This window comes from Cytobacillus sp. IB215316, assembly GCF_033963865.1.
GTDB lineage: Bacteria > Bacillota > Bacilli > Bacillales > SM2101 > Nanhaiella > Nanhaiella sioensis.
In genome coordinates this window covers 12,221-32,399 of record NZ_JAXBMC010000010.1, presented here as the reverse complement: position 1 = coordinate 32,399, position 20,179 = coordinate 12,221, and the positions used below count along the sequence as shown (strand labels likewise).

Here is a 20,179-nt window from a genome sequence, read left to right as displayed (position 1 = left end):
GTCTTCTTTAACTATTTGTTTAAACTCTGATGTGTATTTGTGATTGGAACAGTTTTTAGAGAAGAAAAGATGCCTCGTTTGCTAGATCTACACGTGTTTATAACTTGGTACGTAAAGAAACTATTATTACGAAAACCCCTTTAACTAAGGCTCTTTTCGTCAACTTTGTTGCTATTTCTATTAGGTAATATGTGATTGTTGCGTTCTTACATAAGAAAACTATAGTTGAAACGTGTTTATTTCTTAAATGGCTTATTAAATATGAATTCGAAAAGGGATGTATCGAGAGTTGTAGCTTTGCTAGTCATCGGACTGTAAAAAAAATCTATTTATCCAACCTTGTTTCTCCAGAAATTAAGATTTTTGTGAATTTTTTGATAAAAGATTAAAAACTTGCAGGAATACTATATGTGACTACTGAATATAGTATCAATGGGCTTATATATATAAAATGTTCTACTGAACACTTATCATTCACAGTAAAAAACAAGGAGGAACTAGGAATGGAAATATTAAAGGTTTCAGCAAAGTCTAACCCTAATTCTGTGGCTGGTGCACTTGCAGGAGTACTACGAGAAAGAGGGGCAGCAGAAATTCAAGCGATTGGGGCAGGTGCATTGAATCAAGCAGTGAAAGCGGTAGCGATAGCAAGAGGTTTTGTAGCTCCAAGTGGTGTTGATCTCATTTGTATCCCAGCGTTTACGGACATCCAAATTGATGGAGAAGAACGGACGGCAATCAAATTGATTATTGAACCTCGGTAGGTTCATTGTTAGAATTTTACTCTAGAAGTTAGCATAAACCTGTTTGCGAATACTGCAAACAGGTTGTTTTTATAGTATAAGAAAATACAGTTAGCTACGCTTCTTTTCGCTTGACAAGTGAAACGATCGTAAAGCTCCACATATGACTCCCCATCCTCAGTAGATGATATACGCTAATAAGAAAAGATGCCATGAGGGATTAGTTTATATACTTGTAATGTGTTTGTACGAATACCGACAATCATGTTTGAGAAAACTCTTATGATAAGAGAGGAGGAGCAAAAATGAATATATTTGATGCACATTGCGATGTTTTATTAAAGATGTGGCTCAATCCATCTATTTTATTCGAAAATGATAAGTCATTACATATAACTTACGAGCAAATGATTGCGACAAAAAGTAAAATACAATGCTTTGCGATTTATATTCCTGAATCTGTTAGTAATATAGACAAATTTGACGTCGCATTAGAAATGATAGATATATTTTATAATCAAATCATTGCTAAATACGATCATATTAAACTAGTTAAAACAAAAAAAGATATTAACACCTTAAACCGCAATGATATTGGTGCTATGTTAACACTTGAAGGGTGCGATTGTATAGGGTGGAGTATAACTAGGTTAAAAACACTACTCCAGCTAGGAGTATCTTCTGTTGGTTTAACATGGAATTATGGCAATACTGTAGCTGACGGTATATTAGAAGAGCGAGGAGCCGGGCTCTCATCATTTGGAAAAGAGGTTGTTCGAACATTAAATGATCAAAAAGTTTGGACAGATGTCTCACATTTATCTGAGCATGGATTTTGGGACGTAATGGCATTAGCGGACTATCCAATTGCATCACATTCGAATTGTTATAAGCTTTGTGACCATCCGCGCAATTTACATAACAATCAAATTAAAGCAATGATCGAGAAAGATGGCATGATAGGTGTGACCTTCGTTCCACAGTTTTTATCCGTACACGGTCATGCAGGTATAGCAGATATATTGTTACATATAGAACATTTATGTTCTTTAGGGGGGGCTAAAAACATTGGGTTTGGTTCTGATTTCGATGGGATTTCTACAACAGTAAGAGGTATGGGAAACTTTAAGTGCTATATGTATTTAATCGAAGAATTACATAAATATTATAGCGATGAGTTAGTAAGAAGTTTTTTATATCAAAATTTTGTAGAACATTTACCTGAATAATAAATGTATTTTTTCGAAAACAAAAAAATTATTCATATAATCGACAAATTTTATGTTGAAACACTTGCAATTTTTTGATTATAGGTCTAGAATTGTAAGCGTTTAGTACATCCAAACATTTCATAATTGTTATTCATAAAAAACATTTTAGATCACCATGTAAGTGTCTTGGTTGGAACGTGCTATAACAAATTGTACATGTTCAAAAGGGAAAGAAAATGATGAAGGTACCAATAATTTACTTGTATGCGCTTTAAATGTGTAACTACAAAATGAGCGGGTATGAGGAGAATATCAAACCATTGTATGACTGAAACTTTTTGAACATTCTCAAACAAATGCTGTTAAATATATAATATTGAACGTATTCCAAAGGGGTGTAAGACATGATCAATCAACTTTCATGGAAAGTTGGCGGACAACAAGGGGAAGGTATTGAAAGTACAGGAGAAATTTTCTCAGTAGCGTTAAACCGATTAGGGTATTATTTATATGGGTATCGCCATTTTTCCTCACGTATTAAAGGTGGTCATACGAATAACAAAATTCGCGTTAGTACAACTCAGGTTCGTGCTATTTCTGATGATTTAGATATACTAGTAGCATTTGACCAAGAAACAATTGATGTTAACTTTAGTGAGTTACGTGATGGTGGAATTGTAATTGCTGATGCAAAGTTTAACCCGACCATTCCAGATGATTCGAAAGTAGCATTGTATGCGGTTCCATTCACGGAGATTGCAACTGATTTAGGCACTTCGTTAATGAAAAATATGGTTGCTGTAGGTGCTTCTAGTGAGTTACTTGACATTGACACGAAGGTGTTCTTTGAAGTAATTGACGAAAAATTTGGCCGGAAAGGTCAACAAATTGTCGATAAAAACATGGAAGCAATTCAAGCTGGCGCTGATTTTATGAAGCAACAGCTCGGTAACAATAATAAAGAGATGAAAATTGAAAAAGCAGATGGTAAAAAGCGTCTGTTTATGATAGGTAACGATGCGATTGCATTAGGTGCATTAGCTGGTGGGGCAAGATTTATGCCTGCATATCCTATTACACCAGCTTCAGAAATCATGGAGTATTTAATTAAAACGCTACCTAAGTTTGGTGGAACAGTTATACAAACTGAAGACGAAATTGCTGCTTGTACAATGGCAATTGGTGCTAATTATGCGGGAGTACGAACTCTAACAGCATCAGCTGGACCTGGTCTATCGTTAATGATGGAGGCAATTGGACTATCTGGTATTACAGAAACGCCACTTGTGATTGTTGATACACAGCGTGGAGGACCAAGTACTGGATTACCAACTAAACAAGAACAGTCAGATTTAATGGCTATGATTTATGGAACACATGGTGAAATTCCAAAAATCGTAATGGCCCCAAGTACAGTACAGGAAGCATTCTACGATTCTATAGAAGCATTTAACTTAGCAGAAGAGTATCAATGCCCAGTCATTCTTTTAACAGATCTGCAACTGTCTCTTGGAAAACAAACAGTTGAGCCACTTGATTATGATAAAATTGAAATTCGTCGTGGTAAACTTCAACTTAATGAAGAATTACCTGAATTAGAAAATAAAGCTTACTTTAAGCGTTATGAAGTAACTGAAGATGGGATTTCACCACGTGTAGTACCAGGAACAAAACATGGTATACATCATGTAACGGGTGTTGAACATGCTGAAACTGGAAAACCATCTGAAGATGCAGAAAATCGTCAATTACAAATGGATAAAAGGTTCCGTAAACTTGATCAGATGAAATTTGATACACCTGTCTACAAAAACTGTCAACATGAAGATGCGGACATACTAATCGTTGGTTTTAATTCCACACGTGGAGCGATTGAAGAAGCCATGACACGTTTAGAAGAAGACGGTATCAAGGTGAATCATGCGCACGTTCGTTTAGTGCATCCATTCCCAACTGATGAGATTCAACCGCTTATTCAAAAGGCGAAAAAGGTCGTTGTCGTTGAAAACAACGCTACTGGTCAACTTGCAAGTATTATGAAAATGAACGTAGGATTCGGAGAAAAAATAACATCTGTCTTAAAATATGATGGAAATCCATTCCTGCCACATGAAATACACACAAAATGCAAGGAGATGTTCTAAATGGCGACGTTTAAAGATTTTCGAAATAATGTCAAACCAAATTGGTGTCCTGGGTGCGGAGATTTCTCAGTTCAAGCTGCCATTCAAAGAGCAGCTGCGAATGTTGGCTTACAACCTGAGGAATTAGCAGTAGTATCAGGTATTGGATGTTCAGGGCGCATATCAGGATATATTAATTCATACGGGTTCCACGGTATCCACGGTCGTTCTTTACCTATAGCTCAAGGTGTGAAGATGGCTAACCGTGATTTAACTGTCATCGCTTCAGGTGGAGATGGAGATGGCTTTGCAATTGGTATGGGGCATACAGTACATGCGATTCGTAGAAATATCGATGTAACATACATTGTCATGGATAATCAAATTTATGGTTTAACAAAAGGTCAAACTTCACCACGTAGTGAGGTAGGGTTTAAAACAAAAAGTACACCAAAAGGTTCTATTGAATCTTCCTTATCGGTAATGGAGATGGCATTAACAGCAGGAGCTACATTTGTTGCACAAAGTTTTTCTACCGATTTGAAAGAGTTAACTTCATTAATTGAAGCTGGAATTAATCATAAAGGATTCTCGTTAATTAATGTATTTAGCCCATGTGTTACGTACAATAAAACGAATACGTATGATTGGTTTAAAGAAAATCTAACAAGTCTAAAAACGATTGAAGGATATGATCCTAACAATCGTATGACAGCGATGCAAACATTGATGGAGCATAACGGTTTAGTAACTGGATTAATCTATCAAAACAACGAGCAACCATCTTATCAAGAGTTGGTTTATGGCTATAGTGAAGATCCGTTAACAAATGCTGATTTAAGTATTAGCAAAGATAAATTCGATGAACTCGTAGCAGAATTTATGTAATTTGATCATTAAAAAAAGCAACAAAACACTAGCGGTTTTGTTGCTTTTTCTCTACCTATAAATATGTGGTTAATTTGTAACAAAGCTTTGTTTTTATTGTTTATTATTTGTATTACCATTATACTATGATAATGTGTGTAAGTATTTTTAGTTTTGCAGTAACATGTACGAAAGGAGATATATAATGAACGAAAAGCAACGCTTAGAATCACAACAAGTAAAGCAACCTAATCCTTCGGACAAAAAATCCGCCAAGGATTATAGTCAGTATTTTGATAGTGTTTATCAGGCGCCGTCTTTATCAGATGCTAAAAAACGTGGTAAGGAAGATGTTCTTATCCAGCGTGATTTTGAACTGCCAGAGGACATGATCGGAATAGGTACTGGGCGTAAGTTTTATATCCGAACTTATGGCTGTCAAATGAATGAACATGATACAGAAGTCATGGCAGGTATTTTACTAGGGTTAGGCTATGAATCAACAGATACGGTTGATGATGCTGATATTATTCTATTAAATACATGTGCTATTCGAGAAAATGCTGAGAATAAAGTATTTGGTGAACTTGGTCATCTTAAGCATTTAAAAAAGAACAACCCTAACGTATTATTAGGTGTTTGCGGATGTATGTCCCAAGAAGAATCGGTTGTCAATAAAATATTACAAAAACACCATCATGTTGATATGATATTTGGAACTCACAATATTCACCGATTACCACAGATTGTTAAAGAAGCTATGCTTAGCAAAGAGATGGTTGTTGAAGTATGGTCAAAAGAGGGGGATGTTATCGAAAATCTCCCGAAAGTGCGTAAAGGGGATATTAAAGCTTGGGTAAATATTATGTATGGCTGTGACAAGTTCTGTACTTACTGTATCGTGCCATATACTCGTGGAAAAGAGCGCAGTAGACGACCTGAAGACATCATTGAAGAAGTTCGTCACTTAGCTAGGAATGGTTACAAGGAAATTACACTCTTAGGCCAAAACGTGAATGCATACGGTAAAGATTTGGAAGGTATTGACTATGGTTTAGGAGATTTAATGGACGAACTAAGAAAAATTGATGTTGCTCGTATCCGTTTTACAACTAGCCATCCTCGTGACTTTGATGATCGCCTTATAGAAGTATTGGCTAAAGGCGGAAACTTAGTCGACCATATTCATTTACCTGTTCAATCTGGGAGCACTGATGTGTTGAAAATTATGGCACGTAAATATTCCCGTGACCATTATTTAGAATTAGTAAGAAAAATAAAAGAAGCTATTCCATCTGTATCATTAACGACAGATATCATTGTAGGATTCCCGAATGAAACAGACGAACAATTTGAGGAAACCTTATCATTGTATCGAGAAGTTGGATTTGATTCTGCGTATACATTTATTTATTCACCTAGAGAGGGTACTCCGGCAGCTAAGATGCAAGATAATATTCCGATGGAAGTGAAGAAAGAACGTTTGCAGAGACTTAATGCAGTTGTAAATGAATTTTCTGCTATTAAAATGAAAGAACATGAAGGCAAAATCGTTGAAGTACTTGTAGAGGGTGAAAGTAAAAATAATCCAGAAGTGCTTGCGGGTTACACAGAAAAGAATAAGCTTGTTAATTTCAGAGCTCCTAAATCAGTTATTGGTCAAATTGTAAAAGTGAAGATCACACAAGCAAAAACATGGACATTAGATGGTGAATTGATAGAAGAAGTAGCAGAGGTGAATTAAGATGACTAAGTATACTAAAGATGATCTTGTTGCACGTGCTCGTGATTTAGCGAAGATGATTGCGGATACGGAAGAAGTAGAACTGTTTAAACAAACGGAAGAGAAAATTAATGAAAATCAAAAAGTAAGAGAAACGATTGCTTTGATTAAGAGCTTGCAAAAACAAGCAGTTAATTTTCAACATTATGGTAAACATGAGGCATTAAAACAAGTAGAAGAAAAAATTGATAAACTTCATGCTGAAATAGATGAATTGCCGATCGTTCAGGAATTTAAATCATCGCAAATTCATGTGAATGATTTACTTCAACTCGTTGCATCAACAATTACGAATACAGTTACTGATGAAATAATTGTCTCTACAGGTGGAGATGTACTCCGTGGAGAGACGGGCTCAAAAATTAAAGCAAGTAGTGGAAGCAGTTGTCACTAAGCTTTTAAGCAATCTATTATTTAAGGTAAGAGAGCATTGGATACATTTCAATGCTCTTTTTGATAACTGTAAAGATTAGCTAGCAGTGGACTTTCTTGCATGAATTGTTGATTGTCACACTAACAGTTAAATAGGAATATAAATATTGTTCCTAGCATCTTCTTTCTGTACAACGATGACTAATAATGTAAACCACTTTTTTGAAATTAAAAGATAACAATAGCAACAAAGTTTATGAAAAGAGCCATTAATTAAAAGCTATTAACTGATTAAATGTAATAAAAAATACAAAAAAGTCAACGAGTTTTAGTTTTGTAGATCAAACTCAAGCCTCCTTGAGAACACTATAACTCTCACACTTAAAGTTAAAAAGTCCTTCATATTATATAACTCCAAAGATTAAGAAGCTTCCAATTTCTCTACACTCTAGAGTCCTTCATACCTAATGAACCTATGTCAATAGGTACTTTCGGGTATAGTGAACAAATCAGTCTACGCTATTTTTCTAAATAAATTTAAAAAATAGGTACATATCTAGATTTTGCGACATACAATGAACTATACGGCTATATTTAATACATCACATAATTGTTTTTGTAATAGGCACAATAGTCATTTGCCCTGCATAGGATGGAAAGAAGATTGATTGAGGAGGGTATACTTGTATGTCACAACATAGAGAAATTATTACTAAAGCTGTAATAGGAAGAGGGCGTAAGTTCACCCAAGCAACACACACATTTTCTCCGTCCCATAAACCTACTAGTATTTTAGGTTGTTGGATTATAAACCACCAATACGAGGCAAAAAAACGAGAATCTACTGTTGAATTAGATGGTACTTATGACATTAATGTATGGTATTCATTCAGTGATAATACTAAAACAGAAGTCGTAACAGAAAAAGTTGCATATACAGATGTGATCAAATTAAAATACAAAGATGAAAATTATTTAGACGGTGGTCAAGAAGTTGTAGCAAAAGTTCTACAGCAGCCTAATACGTTGGAAGCGACCATTTCTCCAAATGGTAATAAAGTAATCGTTCAAGTGGAGAGGGAATTTCTAGCAGAAGTAATTGGGGAAACGAAAGTCTGGGTTGTCATTGATCCTGATGGAGAGTTCGAAGAAGAAGAATGGGATGATGAAGAGTTAGACGATGAGGAATTAGATGATGAAGAGTTTGAAGATTTGAATCCTGATTTTCTAATAGAAGACGTAGAAGAATAATAAAGAACTAGGGAGCCAGACTTCCTAGTTTTTTACTTGCAGGAGGAAGTTCGGCCTTATGAATTATATTTGAAATGATACTCTTGTTGTAGTGGTACCATTCTTAAACTTTGTCATTAATATGTTCTACGATCAGCTAAATAGGTTTTCAGAAGATTCATGGCATTTTTCTTCTTTAAAGACTTTTCCACTCAAATATACATATCAGAGTTTTAACAATTAGTGAAAAAAAGACAACGTTAACGAAAAGAGCTTTAGTGAAAGGGTTTTTCGCAATGATATTTTCTTTACGTACCAAGTTATAAACACGTGTATATCTAGCCATCGTGGCATCTTTTCTTCTCAAAAGGCTGTTCCGATCACATATACATATCAGAGTTTATACAATTAGTGAAAAAAGACAACGTTAACGAAAAGAGCCTTAGTTAAAGGGTTTTTCGCAATGATATCTTCTTTACGTACCAAGTTATAAACACGTGTATAACTAGCCATCGTGGCATCTTTTCTTCTCTAAAAACCGTCCCACTCATACACATCAGATTTTATATTATAATAACAACGTTAACGAAAAGAGCCTTAGTTAATATCAATTTATGTTGAAACAACCAATGTAATAAAGAAATGTCCCCATATATGTTATAATAAATAGTGCTTAATAATAGGAATATTTGGGGGATAACAATGGCAAGCTATACGCCGATGATACAACAATATTTAAAGATAAAGGCAGATTATCAGGATGCCTTTTTATTTTTTCGTCTTGGGGATTTTTATGAAATGTTTTTTGATGATGCAGTCAATGCATCCAAGGTGTTAGAGATCGCATTAACGAGTAGAGATGGTGGAGACCAACAGCGCATTCCGATGTGTGGAGTTCCACACCATGCTGCAAGCGGATATATTGAACAATTAATAACAAAAGGGTATAAAGTAGCAGTTTGTGAGCAAGTTGAAGATCCAAAACAAGCAAAAGGTGTTGTTAAGCGTGAAGTAGTTCAGCTCATTACACCGGGTACAGTGATGGAAGGCAAGGGAGTTATAGAAAAAGATAATAATTTCCTTTCATCAATATCGAAGTTTAATGATAATAGTTTCGGTCTTTCTCACATCGATTTAACAACTGGCGAGAGCAAAGTTACCATTATTTCGCAATTCAATGATGTAATTAACGAAATTTATTCAATAAATGCAAAAGAGGTTGTTGTTGACTCACAATTTCCAGAAGAGCTAAAAATAAAATTATTAGAACGATGCCAATTAACATTTTCATTCGAAGATAATATCGTCATTGATAATGAATTTTTGAACATTGTAAACAAATTACATGATGACAAGCTAACACGTACAGTTAGCCGTTTAATAAACTATTTAAAGAAAACACAAAAACGCAGTTTAGAACATTTGCAAGAAGTCCAAGTCTATGAAACAAATCAATTTATGAAAATAGATTACTTTTCAAAAAGGAATTTAGAGCTAACAGAAACAATTCGAGGTAAAGGGAAAAAGGGTTCTTTACTGTGGTTGCTTGATGATACGATGACAGCGATGGGAGGACGACGCCTTAAGCAATGGTTAGACAAACCCCTCATCAATAAAGAAGCGATAGATGACCGCTTAAACATGGTGGAGACTTTTATTAATTCATATTTTGAGCGAATTGAGCTTCGGGATATGTTGAAGGAAATTTATGATTTAGAGCGTTTGGCAGGTCGAGTAGCCTTTGGGAATGTAAATGGAAGAGATCTAGTCCAACTAAAAAAGTCATTACAACAAATACCTGCAATAAAGCAATTATTAACAACACTAGATCATGCTTACTGTGGTGAACTTGCTGAAAAAATTGATCCGTGTGAACAAGTGACAGCGTTGTTAGAAGCTTCTTTGCGTGAAAACCCACCACTTACGATTAAGGAGGGTGACATCATTGCAGATGGATATGATCCGACCCTTGATAAACTAAGAGATGCTAGTAAGAATGGCAAATCATGGTTAGCAGCTCTAGAAAAACAAGAACGTGAGCTAACAGGCATAAAATCGTTGAAAGTTGGTTATAACCGGGTATTTGGCTACTATATTGAAGTAACTAAGGCAAATCTTCATTTATTAGCAGAAGGAAGATATGAGCGTAAACAAACATTAACAAACGCAGAGAGGTTTATTACGCCTGAGTTAAAAGAAAAAGAAGCTTTAATACTTGAAGCAGAAGAAAAAATTGTTGAAGTAGAGTACGAGCTATTCCTTCATATTCGTGAACAAGTAAAAAATAATATTTCTCGTATTCAGCAATTGGCTCAAATTATTAGTGAACTTGATGTATTGCAATGCTTTGCAACAGTTAGTGAGGAAAGACATTATTGTAAGCCAGCTTTCTCTCATAATGGAGAGGTCTTTCTCAAAGATGGACGTCACCCCGTCGTAGAGAAAGTACTACAACTTCAGCAGTACGTACCGAATGATTGCGTGATGAATGATGATAGAGAGATACTATTAATTACTGGTCCAAATATGTCAGGGAAAAGCACGTATATGAGACAAATTGCTTTAACGTCTATTCTTGCTCAGATTGGTTGTTACGTTCCAGCCCAAGAAGCTGTACTGCCGATCTTTGATCAGGTTTTCACTCGTATTGGTGCAGCTGATGATCTTATTTCTGGTCAAAGTACGTTTATGGTAGAAATGCTAGAAGCAAATAATGCCATAATGAATGCCTCTAAAGATAGTTTAATCTTATTTGATGAAATTGGTAGAGGTACATCAACTTATGACGGCATGGCACTTGCACAAGCTATAATTGAATATATTCATAACAACATCGGTGCGAAGATGCTATTCTCAACTCATTATCATGAATTGACAGTACTAGAGAATGATTTAGCAAAATTACAAAATATTCATGTGAGTGCAATAGAGGAACATGGGAAAGTAGTGTTCCTCCATAAAATAAAAGAAGGTGCAGCTGATCGAAGCTATGGTATACATGTTGCACAATTAGCTGATCTTCCAGACGCTTTAATCGATCGTGCAAAATCGGTACTAGCTATACTGGAAAAAGCAAGTGAATCAGAACCGAATACTAAAGAGGAGCATGCTGTTCCTAAAGAACAATTATCATTATTTGTTCAAGAAGAAACGACAAATAAAATTGAAGAAAAACTCTCTACGAAAGAAAAGCGGATGTTAAAAGATATAAAATCACTTGATTTACTAGACATGACACCTATGGATGCGATAAATAAATTATATGAAATTCAAAAGAAATTGAAGTGATTGTTATAAGTGGACAAAACGAAAAATGCAAGCTAACTAGTTAATCTGATTCATAAACAATTTTCAAACAGTCTAGACTGCATTTTTTCGTATTTTTTTGATTAGCAGTTTCACATTGATTGATGCTTTTCACTCTAAGGTATAAACGCGTATCTATCTTGTGCTCGTGGTGCATCTCTTTAATTGTTACAATTATTGCTTTCATAAACTCAGCATGCTGTCTGTTTTTTGTGAAAATAGCTACTAAATTTACGAAAAGAGCCTTTATAAAAGATAAGATTGGAGGTGATATTGTGGGGAAAATTATTGAATTAGATGATCAGCTTGCTAATAAAATCGCAGCAGGGGAAGTAGTTGAGAGACCAGCCTCAGTTGTAAAAGAATTGGTTGAAAATGCAATAGATGCGCATAGCACTGTTATCGAAATTGAACTAGAAGAGGCAGGATTAGCAAAAATTCGAGTGATTGATAATGGGGATGGCATCGAACCAGATGATTGCCTTGTGGCTTTCTCACGTCATGCTACGAGTAAAATCATAGATGAAAATGACCTGTTTAGAATACGGACGCTTGGATTCAGAGGTGAAGCATTACCCAGTATTGCTTCCGTATCCGAGCTAGAGATGAAGACGAGTACTGGTGAAGAAGCGGGTACGTACATTTCTATTAAAGGTGGTGAGCTCGCTAGTCATCAACGTACTGATAGTCGTAAAGGCACGGATATAACAGTGTCTAATTTGTTTTATAATACACCAGCTAGATTAAAATATATGAAAACGATCAATACCGAGTTAGGTAATATTACTGATATCGTTAATCGTTTAGCTTTAGCATACCCATCAATTTCATTTAAATTAATCCATAATGGAAAAAAACTACTTTTAACAAATGGAAATGGTAATTTGAAACAAGTAATAGCAGCGATATATGGTGTATCTATTGCTAAGAAAATGATTCCAATATCGATTCAATCTTTAGATTTTGAGGTGAAGGGATTCATTTCATTACCTGAACTTACGAGAGCATCTAGGAATTACATCTCTACGATGATAAATGGGAGATATATAAAAAACTACTCTATTGTGAAAGCAATTCAAAACGGTTATCATACATTACTACCAATCGGTAGATATCCAATTATCGTATTGGAAATTAACATGGACCCTTTATTAATCGATGTAAATGTGCATCCTTCGAAACTAGAGGTGCGACTTAGTAAGGAGTCTGAGCTAAACGACTTAATTGGTTCACAGATTGAAAAAGAATTTAAAACTAAGCAGCTCATTCCTGAAGCAAACCCATTTGCAAAGAGAACAGAACGAACAGTTCAACAAGATTTTACGTTGGAACATCATGCATTAAGTAACGATACACATGGTGAGCCTGTTTTGCCTGTAGAAAAGAAAACAGGTATTCATTCACAAAGTGAAAACGTGGTTAATGTCATTAAGGAAAATGAAGATGAGTTTATTCATGATGAAATTAGTGCTTATCATGCGCCACTTGAACCAGAAAGAATACAACTAGATAATGATAACGATGTTTCTGAGATAGAGGAAGAAAAATTAACGGATTTGGATGATTTTGTTACAGATCATACGCAACGTGTCCCACCACTATATCCTATTGGACAAATGCATGGAACTTACATTTTAGCTCAAAATGAACAAGGTCTTTATATTATCGACCAACATGCTGCTCAAGAAAGAATTAAATATGAATACTATCGTGAAAAAGTCGGTCAAGTAACTTCAGAGGTTCAACAGCTGTTGTTGCCACTAACTTTAGAATATTCACAAGATGAATATGTACTTATAAATGAGCATAAAGAAGAGTTAGCCCAATGTGGGGTGTTGTTAGAGCCTTTTGGACACCATTGTTTCATCGTTCGATCTCACCCGACTTGGTTCCCAGTAGGAGATGAGACAACGATTATAGAGGATATGATTGAGCAAGTGCTACAAATGCAAAAAGTTGATGTGAAAAAGCTTCGTGAAGAAGCTGCGATTATGATGAGCTGTAAAGCTTCGATTAAAGCTAATCAACATCTTAAAGAGGAAGAAATTTTTTCTTTACTTGAACAGCTTCGACAATCGAGTGACCCATTTACATGTCCACACGGTAGACCAATCATCATTCATTATACGACCTATGAAATGGAAAAAATGTTTAAACGAGTTATGTAAGTTTAAACAATGAGTAATAAGAATTAACAAGGCTAATATAATAGTCCTATGCTGACTCAACAAAAGTCAATAAACACTTTTGTTTACCTTCTAGAACGTTTATTATTTTGCGACCCTTGTCGTAAACTGTGCTGCTCCCATACTAAAATAGATATTCAATGAGCTGTTTATTTAAGCAATAACCTGCGATATATATATGCGAGTATCGTTCTTGTTCGATAAACAACAGTCATTGTGAAAACAGCTTATATAATATCAGGTTTAGCTTAATGGGAGCAAATCTACCTTAGCCTAAAAAACATGAAAAATATAATGGTGAGACTCACGCTGTCCTTTTGCAACTTTTATGTAAAATGGTCTTATTCTCTACTTTTATACATTCACGTTTACTTAAAAGATTTTTGCTAATATAAGGTGGTTAGTGATTTATAACGAAAGCGTTATCATGTCTGGAGATTATAAAATTATTGTGTAGAGTTGTTAAAAAGGATTCATTTTTGGTTATACTATATGAATGTTTAATTAACAAAATTGGATATGTTATGATTTGACTGCAATAGATATAGAAAGTAGTGATCATTAGTTGAATGAAACAGAACAAAAAGTTGTTGTGATTGTAGGTCCGACAGCTGTTGGAAAAACAAAATTAAGCATAGAGCTAGCAAAAAAGTTAAATGGGGAGATTATTAGTGGTGACTCTATGCAAATATATCGGGGAATGGATATTGGTACAGCAAAAATAAAACAAGAAGAGATGGAAGGGATCGAGCATCATTTAATTGATATTAAAGATCCTCATGAATCTTTTTCTGTAGCAGAATTTCAAATGATCGTTCGAAGTTTAATTAGCGATATCCAGTCACGAGGGAAGCTTCCGATGATTGTAGGAGGTACTGGTTTATACATTCAAGCGGTTTTGTATGATTACCAATTCTCCAGTCAACCGACTGACCTTTCATATCGTAATCGCTTACAAGCAAAAGCTGATAATGGTGAAGCACATTCGTTATATAATGAACTAAAAAAAGTTGATCCACTCAGTATTGAACGGATTCACCCACATAATGTGAGACGCGTTATACGCGCACTTGAAGTTTACCATGTGACAGGTAAACCAATGTCTGAGTTGCAACAAGACCAGAGACAAGATATATTATATGATAATGCACTTATCGGCTTAACGATGGATCGAGCAAAATTATATGAAAGAATCAATGCACGCGTGGACCTTATGTTTGATCAAGGTCTTGTGAATGAAGCTCATGATCTTTATGAAAGAGGCATAAGGGATTGCCAATCAATTCAAGCGATAGGTTATAAAGAACTATATGAGCATTTTGACGGCAAAATAACGTTAGCAGATGCGAAAGATAGCTTAAAGCAAAATTCACGACGGTATGCCAAACGACAGTTAACGTGGTTTAGAAACAAGATGGACATTGAATGGTTTGATATGACTGATACTAGTCATCTTAATGAAAAGTTAACGGATATTTTCGATTACATAGCAGGAAAGCTCAAACTTTAAGCGAATAATTATGTATATATAGAAAAGAGGAGGACGAAATTATGAAGCAATCAATTAATATTCAAGATCAATTTTTAAATCAAGTTAGAAAAGATGGAGCATTTGTAACAGTTTTCTTATTAAATGGATTTCAATTGAGAGGACAAATAAAAGGATTTGATAATTTTACTGTTTTGCTTGAGACAGAAGGCAAACAGCAATTAATTTATAAACATGCGATTTCAACCTTTGCACCTCAAAAAAATATTCAAATAGATTTTGAATAAATTGTAAGAATAACCTACTAATTAACGTAGGTTATTTTTTTTGAACGAGCTGTTTTCGTAATGATTGTTGTTTTTCTTACTAAGGAATAAGCAAGCATACATAGGTTTCACGATATCTTTATCAAATGATAAATTATTGCTTTTCACATTCATTAATAGAGATGTGCTATGAAAAATAATAAAATAGCACTGTACGTTTCTTTAATAGTATGTATTAGTAAGATTTCCGATGCTTTTTCTCTTTATCTCAATATTTTCAGGATACTGGGGTTTTCTAGTTGGAGTATTCCACCTTCCTTAACTGCGGGACTTACTGGTTTGATGATCACTCTTAATCAAATTAAAAAGAGGGAAGTCATGGGTAGAGATGAAGCCTGTTTATGACATATTAGGGGTGTTTAAGTTATGCATTTAAATGCAATGTTAATAATTCACCACAATAACTGAACTGCTGAGACCATTATCATGGTCTCTTTTTATTTTATGGCTGTGTTAATCTCAAAGTTGAATTGAATAAAATTTATGGAAGCCCCCACTATAAGATTTTCCTGTTTAATTTACTTCAAAAAGGCTATCATACTTACATTGGAATATACCCCTTTGTCAGATAAACAAATATTAAAACAGGAACAAAGCTAAAGACCATGAATAAATTGCTCAATGCTATCAATCTATTTTTAGATAAATAGCCTACATAAAATCCTATTGGGTTAAGAAATAACGTTAACACCCCATAAGGTTCTTGGATGTTAAATACTAAATAAGGAACCCAAGAAAGAAGACCGATAAGGAAAATGGTAACAGAAAGCCCAAAATATATTTTTGTTTTCAAAGCGACTTGACTCAATAGTCCCGACACCACCTTTTTACAGAATTAGTTTTTTAAATCTACAATCATTCGTTCTTTGGAGTTTATTTATTGTATGTATCAATTAATTTTTTTCATATCCTAATGAACGCTTGTTCTGATAACCAAATCGTTGAGACTTGAATTTTGTCAAGCGTAAACTATCATAAGTGTCTGTCATTTCAAATACAAATGATGTTAATAAAGGTTCTAGTGTGGATTGAATTAAAGTAGTAAAAATAAATCGATACTCTTACCTATCCTTTTATATTTTTCACCAATGTTCTTACAGGTGTAACCGAGACTATCTTATCGAAATCCTCAGTGTTAACTGGAGTAAACTGCTATTTACTATGTTGCCTGTACAAAACATAATAAACCTTAATGTCATTTTATTTTATAGCTTTAAGTTTGACAAATTAGACGGGTTAATAGTTGATAATGAATTTAAGAAAAAAATTGCAGAAATTTGTTAATAAGCTATAAACAAAATATACCACCTTTCCTTTGCTATTACAGTTAATATGATTACATATGGAGTTTTGTTATAGGCATTTGTCACAATTTTATTTTTCGTACGTATACTAGTAATGAATGTGAGGTGAAATCGCTTGAATCAACCTATGACGATGAAAAATAATGGTCAAATCAATATTATACTTAATAATCAACAAAAGAAAATTGAGGTTAAACGACATCAACAAACGGATGTATATAATAAGCCGTTCCCTTCTCAACATAATATACTTAAAGAAATTGAAGATGAGCTCCTTTCTCTTGTCGGAATGGAAGAAATCAAACGGATTGTTAAAGAAATATATGCATGGATTTTTATTAACAAGAAACGTGAGGAAGAGGGGCTAAAACCAGGTAAACAAGTGCTGCATATGATGTTCAAAGGTAATCCTGGAACGGGAAAAACAACTGTTGCCAGATTATTAGGAAAACTATTTGTTCGTATGAATGTGTTATCGAAAGGACATCTGATTGAGGCTGAGAGGGCAGATTTAGTAGGAGAATATATTGGGCATACTGCACAAAAAACTCGCGAGCTTATTAAGCGTGCTATGGGAGGAATCTTATTTATAGATGAGGCTTACTCACTTGCTCGAGGTGGGGAAAAAGATTTTGGGAAAGAAGCAATTGATACATTAGTCAAGCATATGGAAGACAAACAAAATGAATTTATTTTAATTCTAGCTGGGTATTCAAAGGAAATGGAGCATTTTTTATCGCTCAATCCGGGTCTATATTCTAGGTTCCCATTAGTTATAGATTTTCCAGACTATACTGTTGACCAATTGATGGAAATCGCTTCAAGAATGATCTCCGAAAGAGATTATACATTTCACCAAGAAGCTGAGTGGAAATTACGCAATCATTTACTATCTATTAGAAACTCATTACATCCTGCTTCTTTTAGTAATGGACGTTATGTTAGAAATGTAATAGAAAAGTCAGTTCGTGTTCAAGCAATGAGGTTGTTATTTCAAGAAGAACTCGATAGAAAACAGCTAATGACCATTAATAGTGAGGACTTATTAATTAGTGATATATAACTGTAATTATTTTAGGTTAATAAAAAATAGAGGGTGATACGTTATTTTTAGCACTACGCATCATCCTCATTTTTTATTAAAATGTAATAAGGTTTTATTTATCTAACAAAGTACACGTTTATAAATCTGTATAGAATTCATATTAAATGCAAATTTAATACGGTAGTAACAGAAAGAAAGCTACTTCCTATAGAGAGTTTTTTGCGTACCAAGTTATAAGCGCGTATCCATCTAGTGGTCGTGGCATCTTTTCCTCTCATAAGATAGATTCAATCATTTATTAAAATTAGTTTCTAAACTATTACAATAAAAGAACAAAAGGTAATGAAAGAGCCTTAATAAAAACCAATTTTTTGTGAATCCTGTTGATCCTCTTGTTTGAAGCTTATATTTTCAAGGTCAGTAAGTAAACTTTTTCTAGTAGGGTTGAAAACATGAGGAATTTCATTGTTCTGCATTAACAATGATTTCTCTTCACTTGCTAAAAGATAGGTTATTTCATCTGAATACAAAGGAAGAACATTAAAGAAATGGACCTTCTTTTGTACATTTATATCAACTTCAAAAAATTCTCTATCAAACAACAAAGGAGGAAGTAATATAGATCCTGTCATCTTTATATTGTTTGTAAAAGGCTCCGCCGGATCTTGAAGATTGATACTCCACAAAGACAGTGGCTCCTTATCTTTATTTAAGTGAGGGTATTTAGCAAGGTGTTTAAGTAATCGGAGTGGAAAGTAATTATCCTCGTTTGTGAATCCTTCGTCAGACACTTCCCAATTTGCTGGGACCGACATCATTAGTTCACTATATTTCCAACCATCCGGTAATTCATTTATAGGTAGGTCGCTCATTCCCATCGTAATAAAAGTATGGAATGGTTTATCTTCAGTGGCATCTATATGATATATATCGATGCTAACAGTGTCAGTAACTTCTTCTACATATTGATTTTTGATCTCCCCTATGTATGTCTCAATATGGTATTCAATTATGTCCCTAGCATCTATATCTATAGGATGCGAAGAAAGTAAGCTGTCTGTTTCCCAAGGAATTTTAACCCAAGGACTTAAAGGGTTTTCTAGCAACCAATTTAACGTTTTATGATATCTTTTCTCCATTTTTTTATTTAAGCTTACTTGTTGCATCCAAAAAGTTGCACCTGTCATAAAACTTTCTGCATACTCTTTCCAGCCTGAAAACATGTTGGCTGTTTTGAAAGATATTTTTTTCAATAGCACCTTGCCTTCATCTTCTGTAATATAACCGAACGCGACACCATCACATACTAACATAGCTTCACGAGCAAAATCGAATGCAGCTGCCTCGATATGCATGTTATTTGTTTTTGTTTCATACTGAAAGCGGTGCCCTTCATATTTAAGCCAGTGAATTTGTTTTAACAATGTTCCTCTATCATAGATTCCCCATTCATCTTTAAATTTCTTTTTAAGAAATTCTAGTTTATCCTCAGGCAAGACTTCTGTAAACAAATATACTGAATTATCTTCATTCCAATCTAATTGTAAAATTGGACCATGCATATAAAATTCTACAAACATTGCCTTTAAGGCGATTCCAAATCTTTCTTCATCAGATTTTTGGTATGCTTGACTCCACAATGCCTCATATGTCTTTTCATGTTCGTCTTCTTCATGTATTAACTCTTCTTTGGCTTCTTCTACACCTTCCTTTATGCCTTCTCGAACTCCCTCCAGAATAGTTTTTCCTACTTTCCAAACGATAATAAGACCAATGATTGCTGCTACAATCCATTTGATTGCCATGACTGTTATATCTCCTCTCTGTTATTTTTATTAGGCTGTGTTCGTATCAAGTTGTTGTCTTTCATACTAAAACAGAAGCACGCATTCGGTTAGTCTAGATTTTTTGTCTTCTTTAGACAGTTAGTATACGGTATGATCATTATGTAACTGTCAAATTTAGTTAAATAGTAAACGAGTATACGAAAAGAGCCTAGAATTATTTAACCGAAAGCTCGTCTAATATTTTTACGGGTGAATAAAAATAATAGAGCAAGATTGAATATATATACTATATATTCTGAATTTTATAATAACAAATTATTAATACCAAAATCTACAAGAAAATAGTCACGCATTACTAATACTAAAGTCTTATTTTTTCTATTGATATTCCATATTACATGCGAAAA

13 protein-coding genes are annotated in these 20,179 nt (G+C 34.3%); 12 read left to right on the top strand and 1 reads right to left on the bottom strand.

The genetic code is table 11. The features are described from left to right. The first annotated feature begins 503 nt into the window (after positions 1–503). The 12 genes from spoVS (at position 504) to spoVK (ending at position 18,003) form a co-directional block, all read left to right on the top strand. The gene (gene spoVS, locus SLH48_RS15305) at positions 504–764 is read left to right on the top strand and encodes a stage V sporulation protein SpoVS (protein WP_119116493.1); all 261 of its coding nucleotides are present in this window, start codon (positions 504–506) and stop codon (positions 762–764) included. Positions 765–1,048: 284 nt separating this feature from the next. Beyond that, entirely contained in the window at positions 1,049–1,972 is a 924-nt protein-coding gene (locus SLH48_RS15300) for a dipeptidase (protein ID WP_320258881.1), read from the top strand. Between the two features lie 386 nt (positions 1,973–2,358). After that, positions 2,359–4,098, top strand: coding sequence for a 2-oxoacid:acceptor oxidoreductase subunit alpha (locus SLH48_RS15295; protein ID WP_320258880.1), 1,740 nt, complete (start codon positions 2,359–2,361; stop codon positions 4,096–4,098). Then, the gene (locus SLH48_RS15290) at positions 4,099–4,965 is read left to right on the top strand and encodes a 2-oxoacid:ferredoxin oxidoreductase subunit beta (protein WP_320258879.1); all 867 of its coding nucleotides are present in this window, start codon (positions 4,099–4,101) and stop codon (positions 4,963–4,965) included. A 184-nt stretch (positions 4,966–5,149) separates the two neighbouring features. Next, entirely contained in the window at positions 5,150–6,688 is a 1,539-nt protein-coding gene (gene miaB / locus SLH48_RS15285; RefSeq protein ID WP_320258878.1) for a tRNA (N6-isopentenyl adenosine(37)-C2)-methylthiotransferase MiaB, read from the top strand. A gap of 1 nt (position 6,689) precedes the next feature. Next, positions 6,690–7,121: a RicAFT regulatory complex protein RicA family protein gene (locus SLH48_RS15280; RefSeq protein ID WP_320258876.1), complete on the top strand. Its 432-nt coding sequence runs from the start codon at positions 6,690–6,692 to the stop codon at positions 7,119–7,121. Between the two features lie 665 nt (positions 7,122–7,786). Then, complete coding sequence (locus tag SLH48_RS15275; protein WP_320258875.1) at positions 7,787–8,350, top strand: outer spore coat protein CotE; 564 nt, start codon at positions 7,787–7,789, stop codon at positions 8,348–8,350. 681 nt (positions 8,351–9,031) lie between these two features. Continuing rightward, entirely contained in the window at positions 9,032–11,617 is a 2,586-nt protein-coding gene (gene mutS, locus SLH48_RS15270; protein WP_320258874.1) for a DNA mismatch repair protein MutS, read from the top strand. Between the two features lie 293 nt (positions 11,618–11,910). Further along, positions 11,911–13,803 (top strand): DNA mismatch repair endonuclease MutL, encoded by a 1,893-nt coding sequence (gene mutL / locus SLH48_RS15265; RefSeq protein WP_320258873.1) that lies wholly within the window; start codon positions 11,911–11,913, stop codon positions 13,801–13,803. 583 nt (positions 13,804–14,386) lie between these two features. Then, a complete protein-coding gene (miaA, locus tag SLH48_RS15260) occupies positions 14,387–15,331 on the top strand; it encodes a tRNA (adenosine(37)-N6)-dimethylallyltransferase MiaA (protein ID WP_320258872.1) in 945 nt (314 codons plus the stop codon). Between the two features lie 41 nt (positions 15,332–15,372). Beyond that, positions 15,373–15,597: an RNA chaperone Hfq gene (gene hfq / locus SLH48_RS15255; protein WP_214482767.1), complete on the top strand. Its 225-nt coding sequence runs from the start codon at positions 15,373–15,375 to the stop codon at positions 15,595–15,597. A gap of 1,458 nt (positions 15,598–17,055) precedes the next feature. Next, a complete protein-coding gene (spoVK, locus tag SLH48_RS15250; RefSeq protein ID WP_214482769.1) occupies positions 17,056–18,003 on the top strand; it encodes a stage V sporulation protein K in 948 nt (315 codons plus the stop codon). Between the two features lie 335 nt (positions 18,004–18,338). On the opposite strand, the gene SLH48_RS15245 is transcribed toward spoVK, so the two are convergent. Beyond that, positions 18,339–19,790: a suppressor of fused domain protein gene (locus SLH48_RS15245; protein WP_320258871.1), complete on the bottom strand. Its 1,452-nt coding sequence runs from the start codon at positions 19,788–19,790 to the stop codon at positions 18,339–18,341. Positions 19,791–20,179 lie beyond the last annotated feature (389 nt).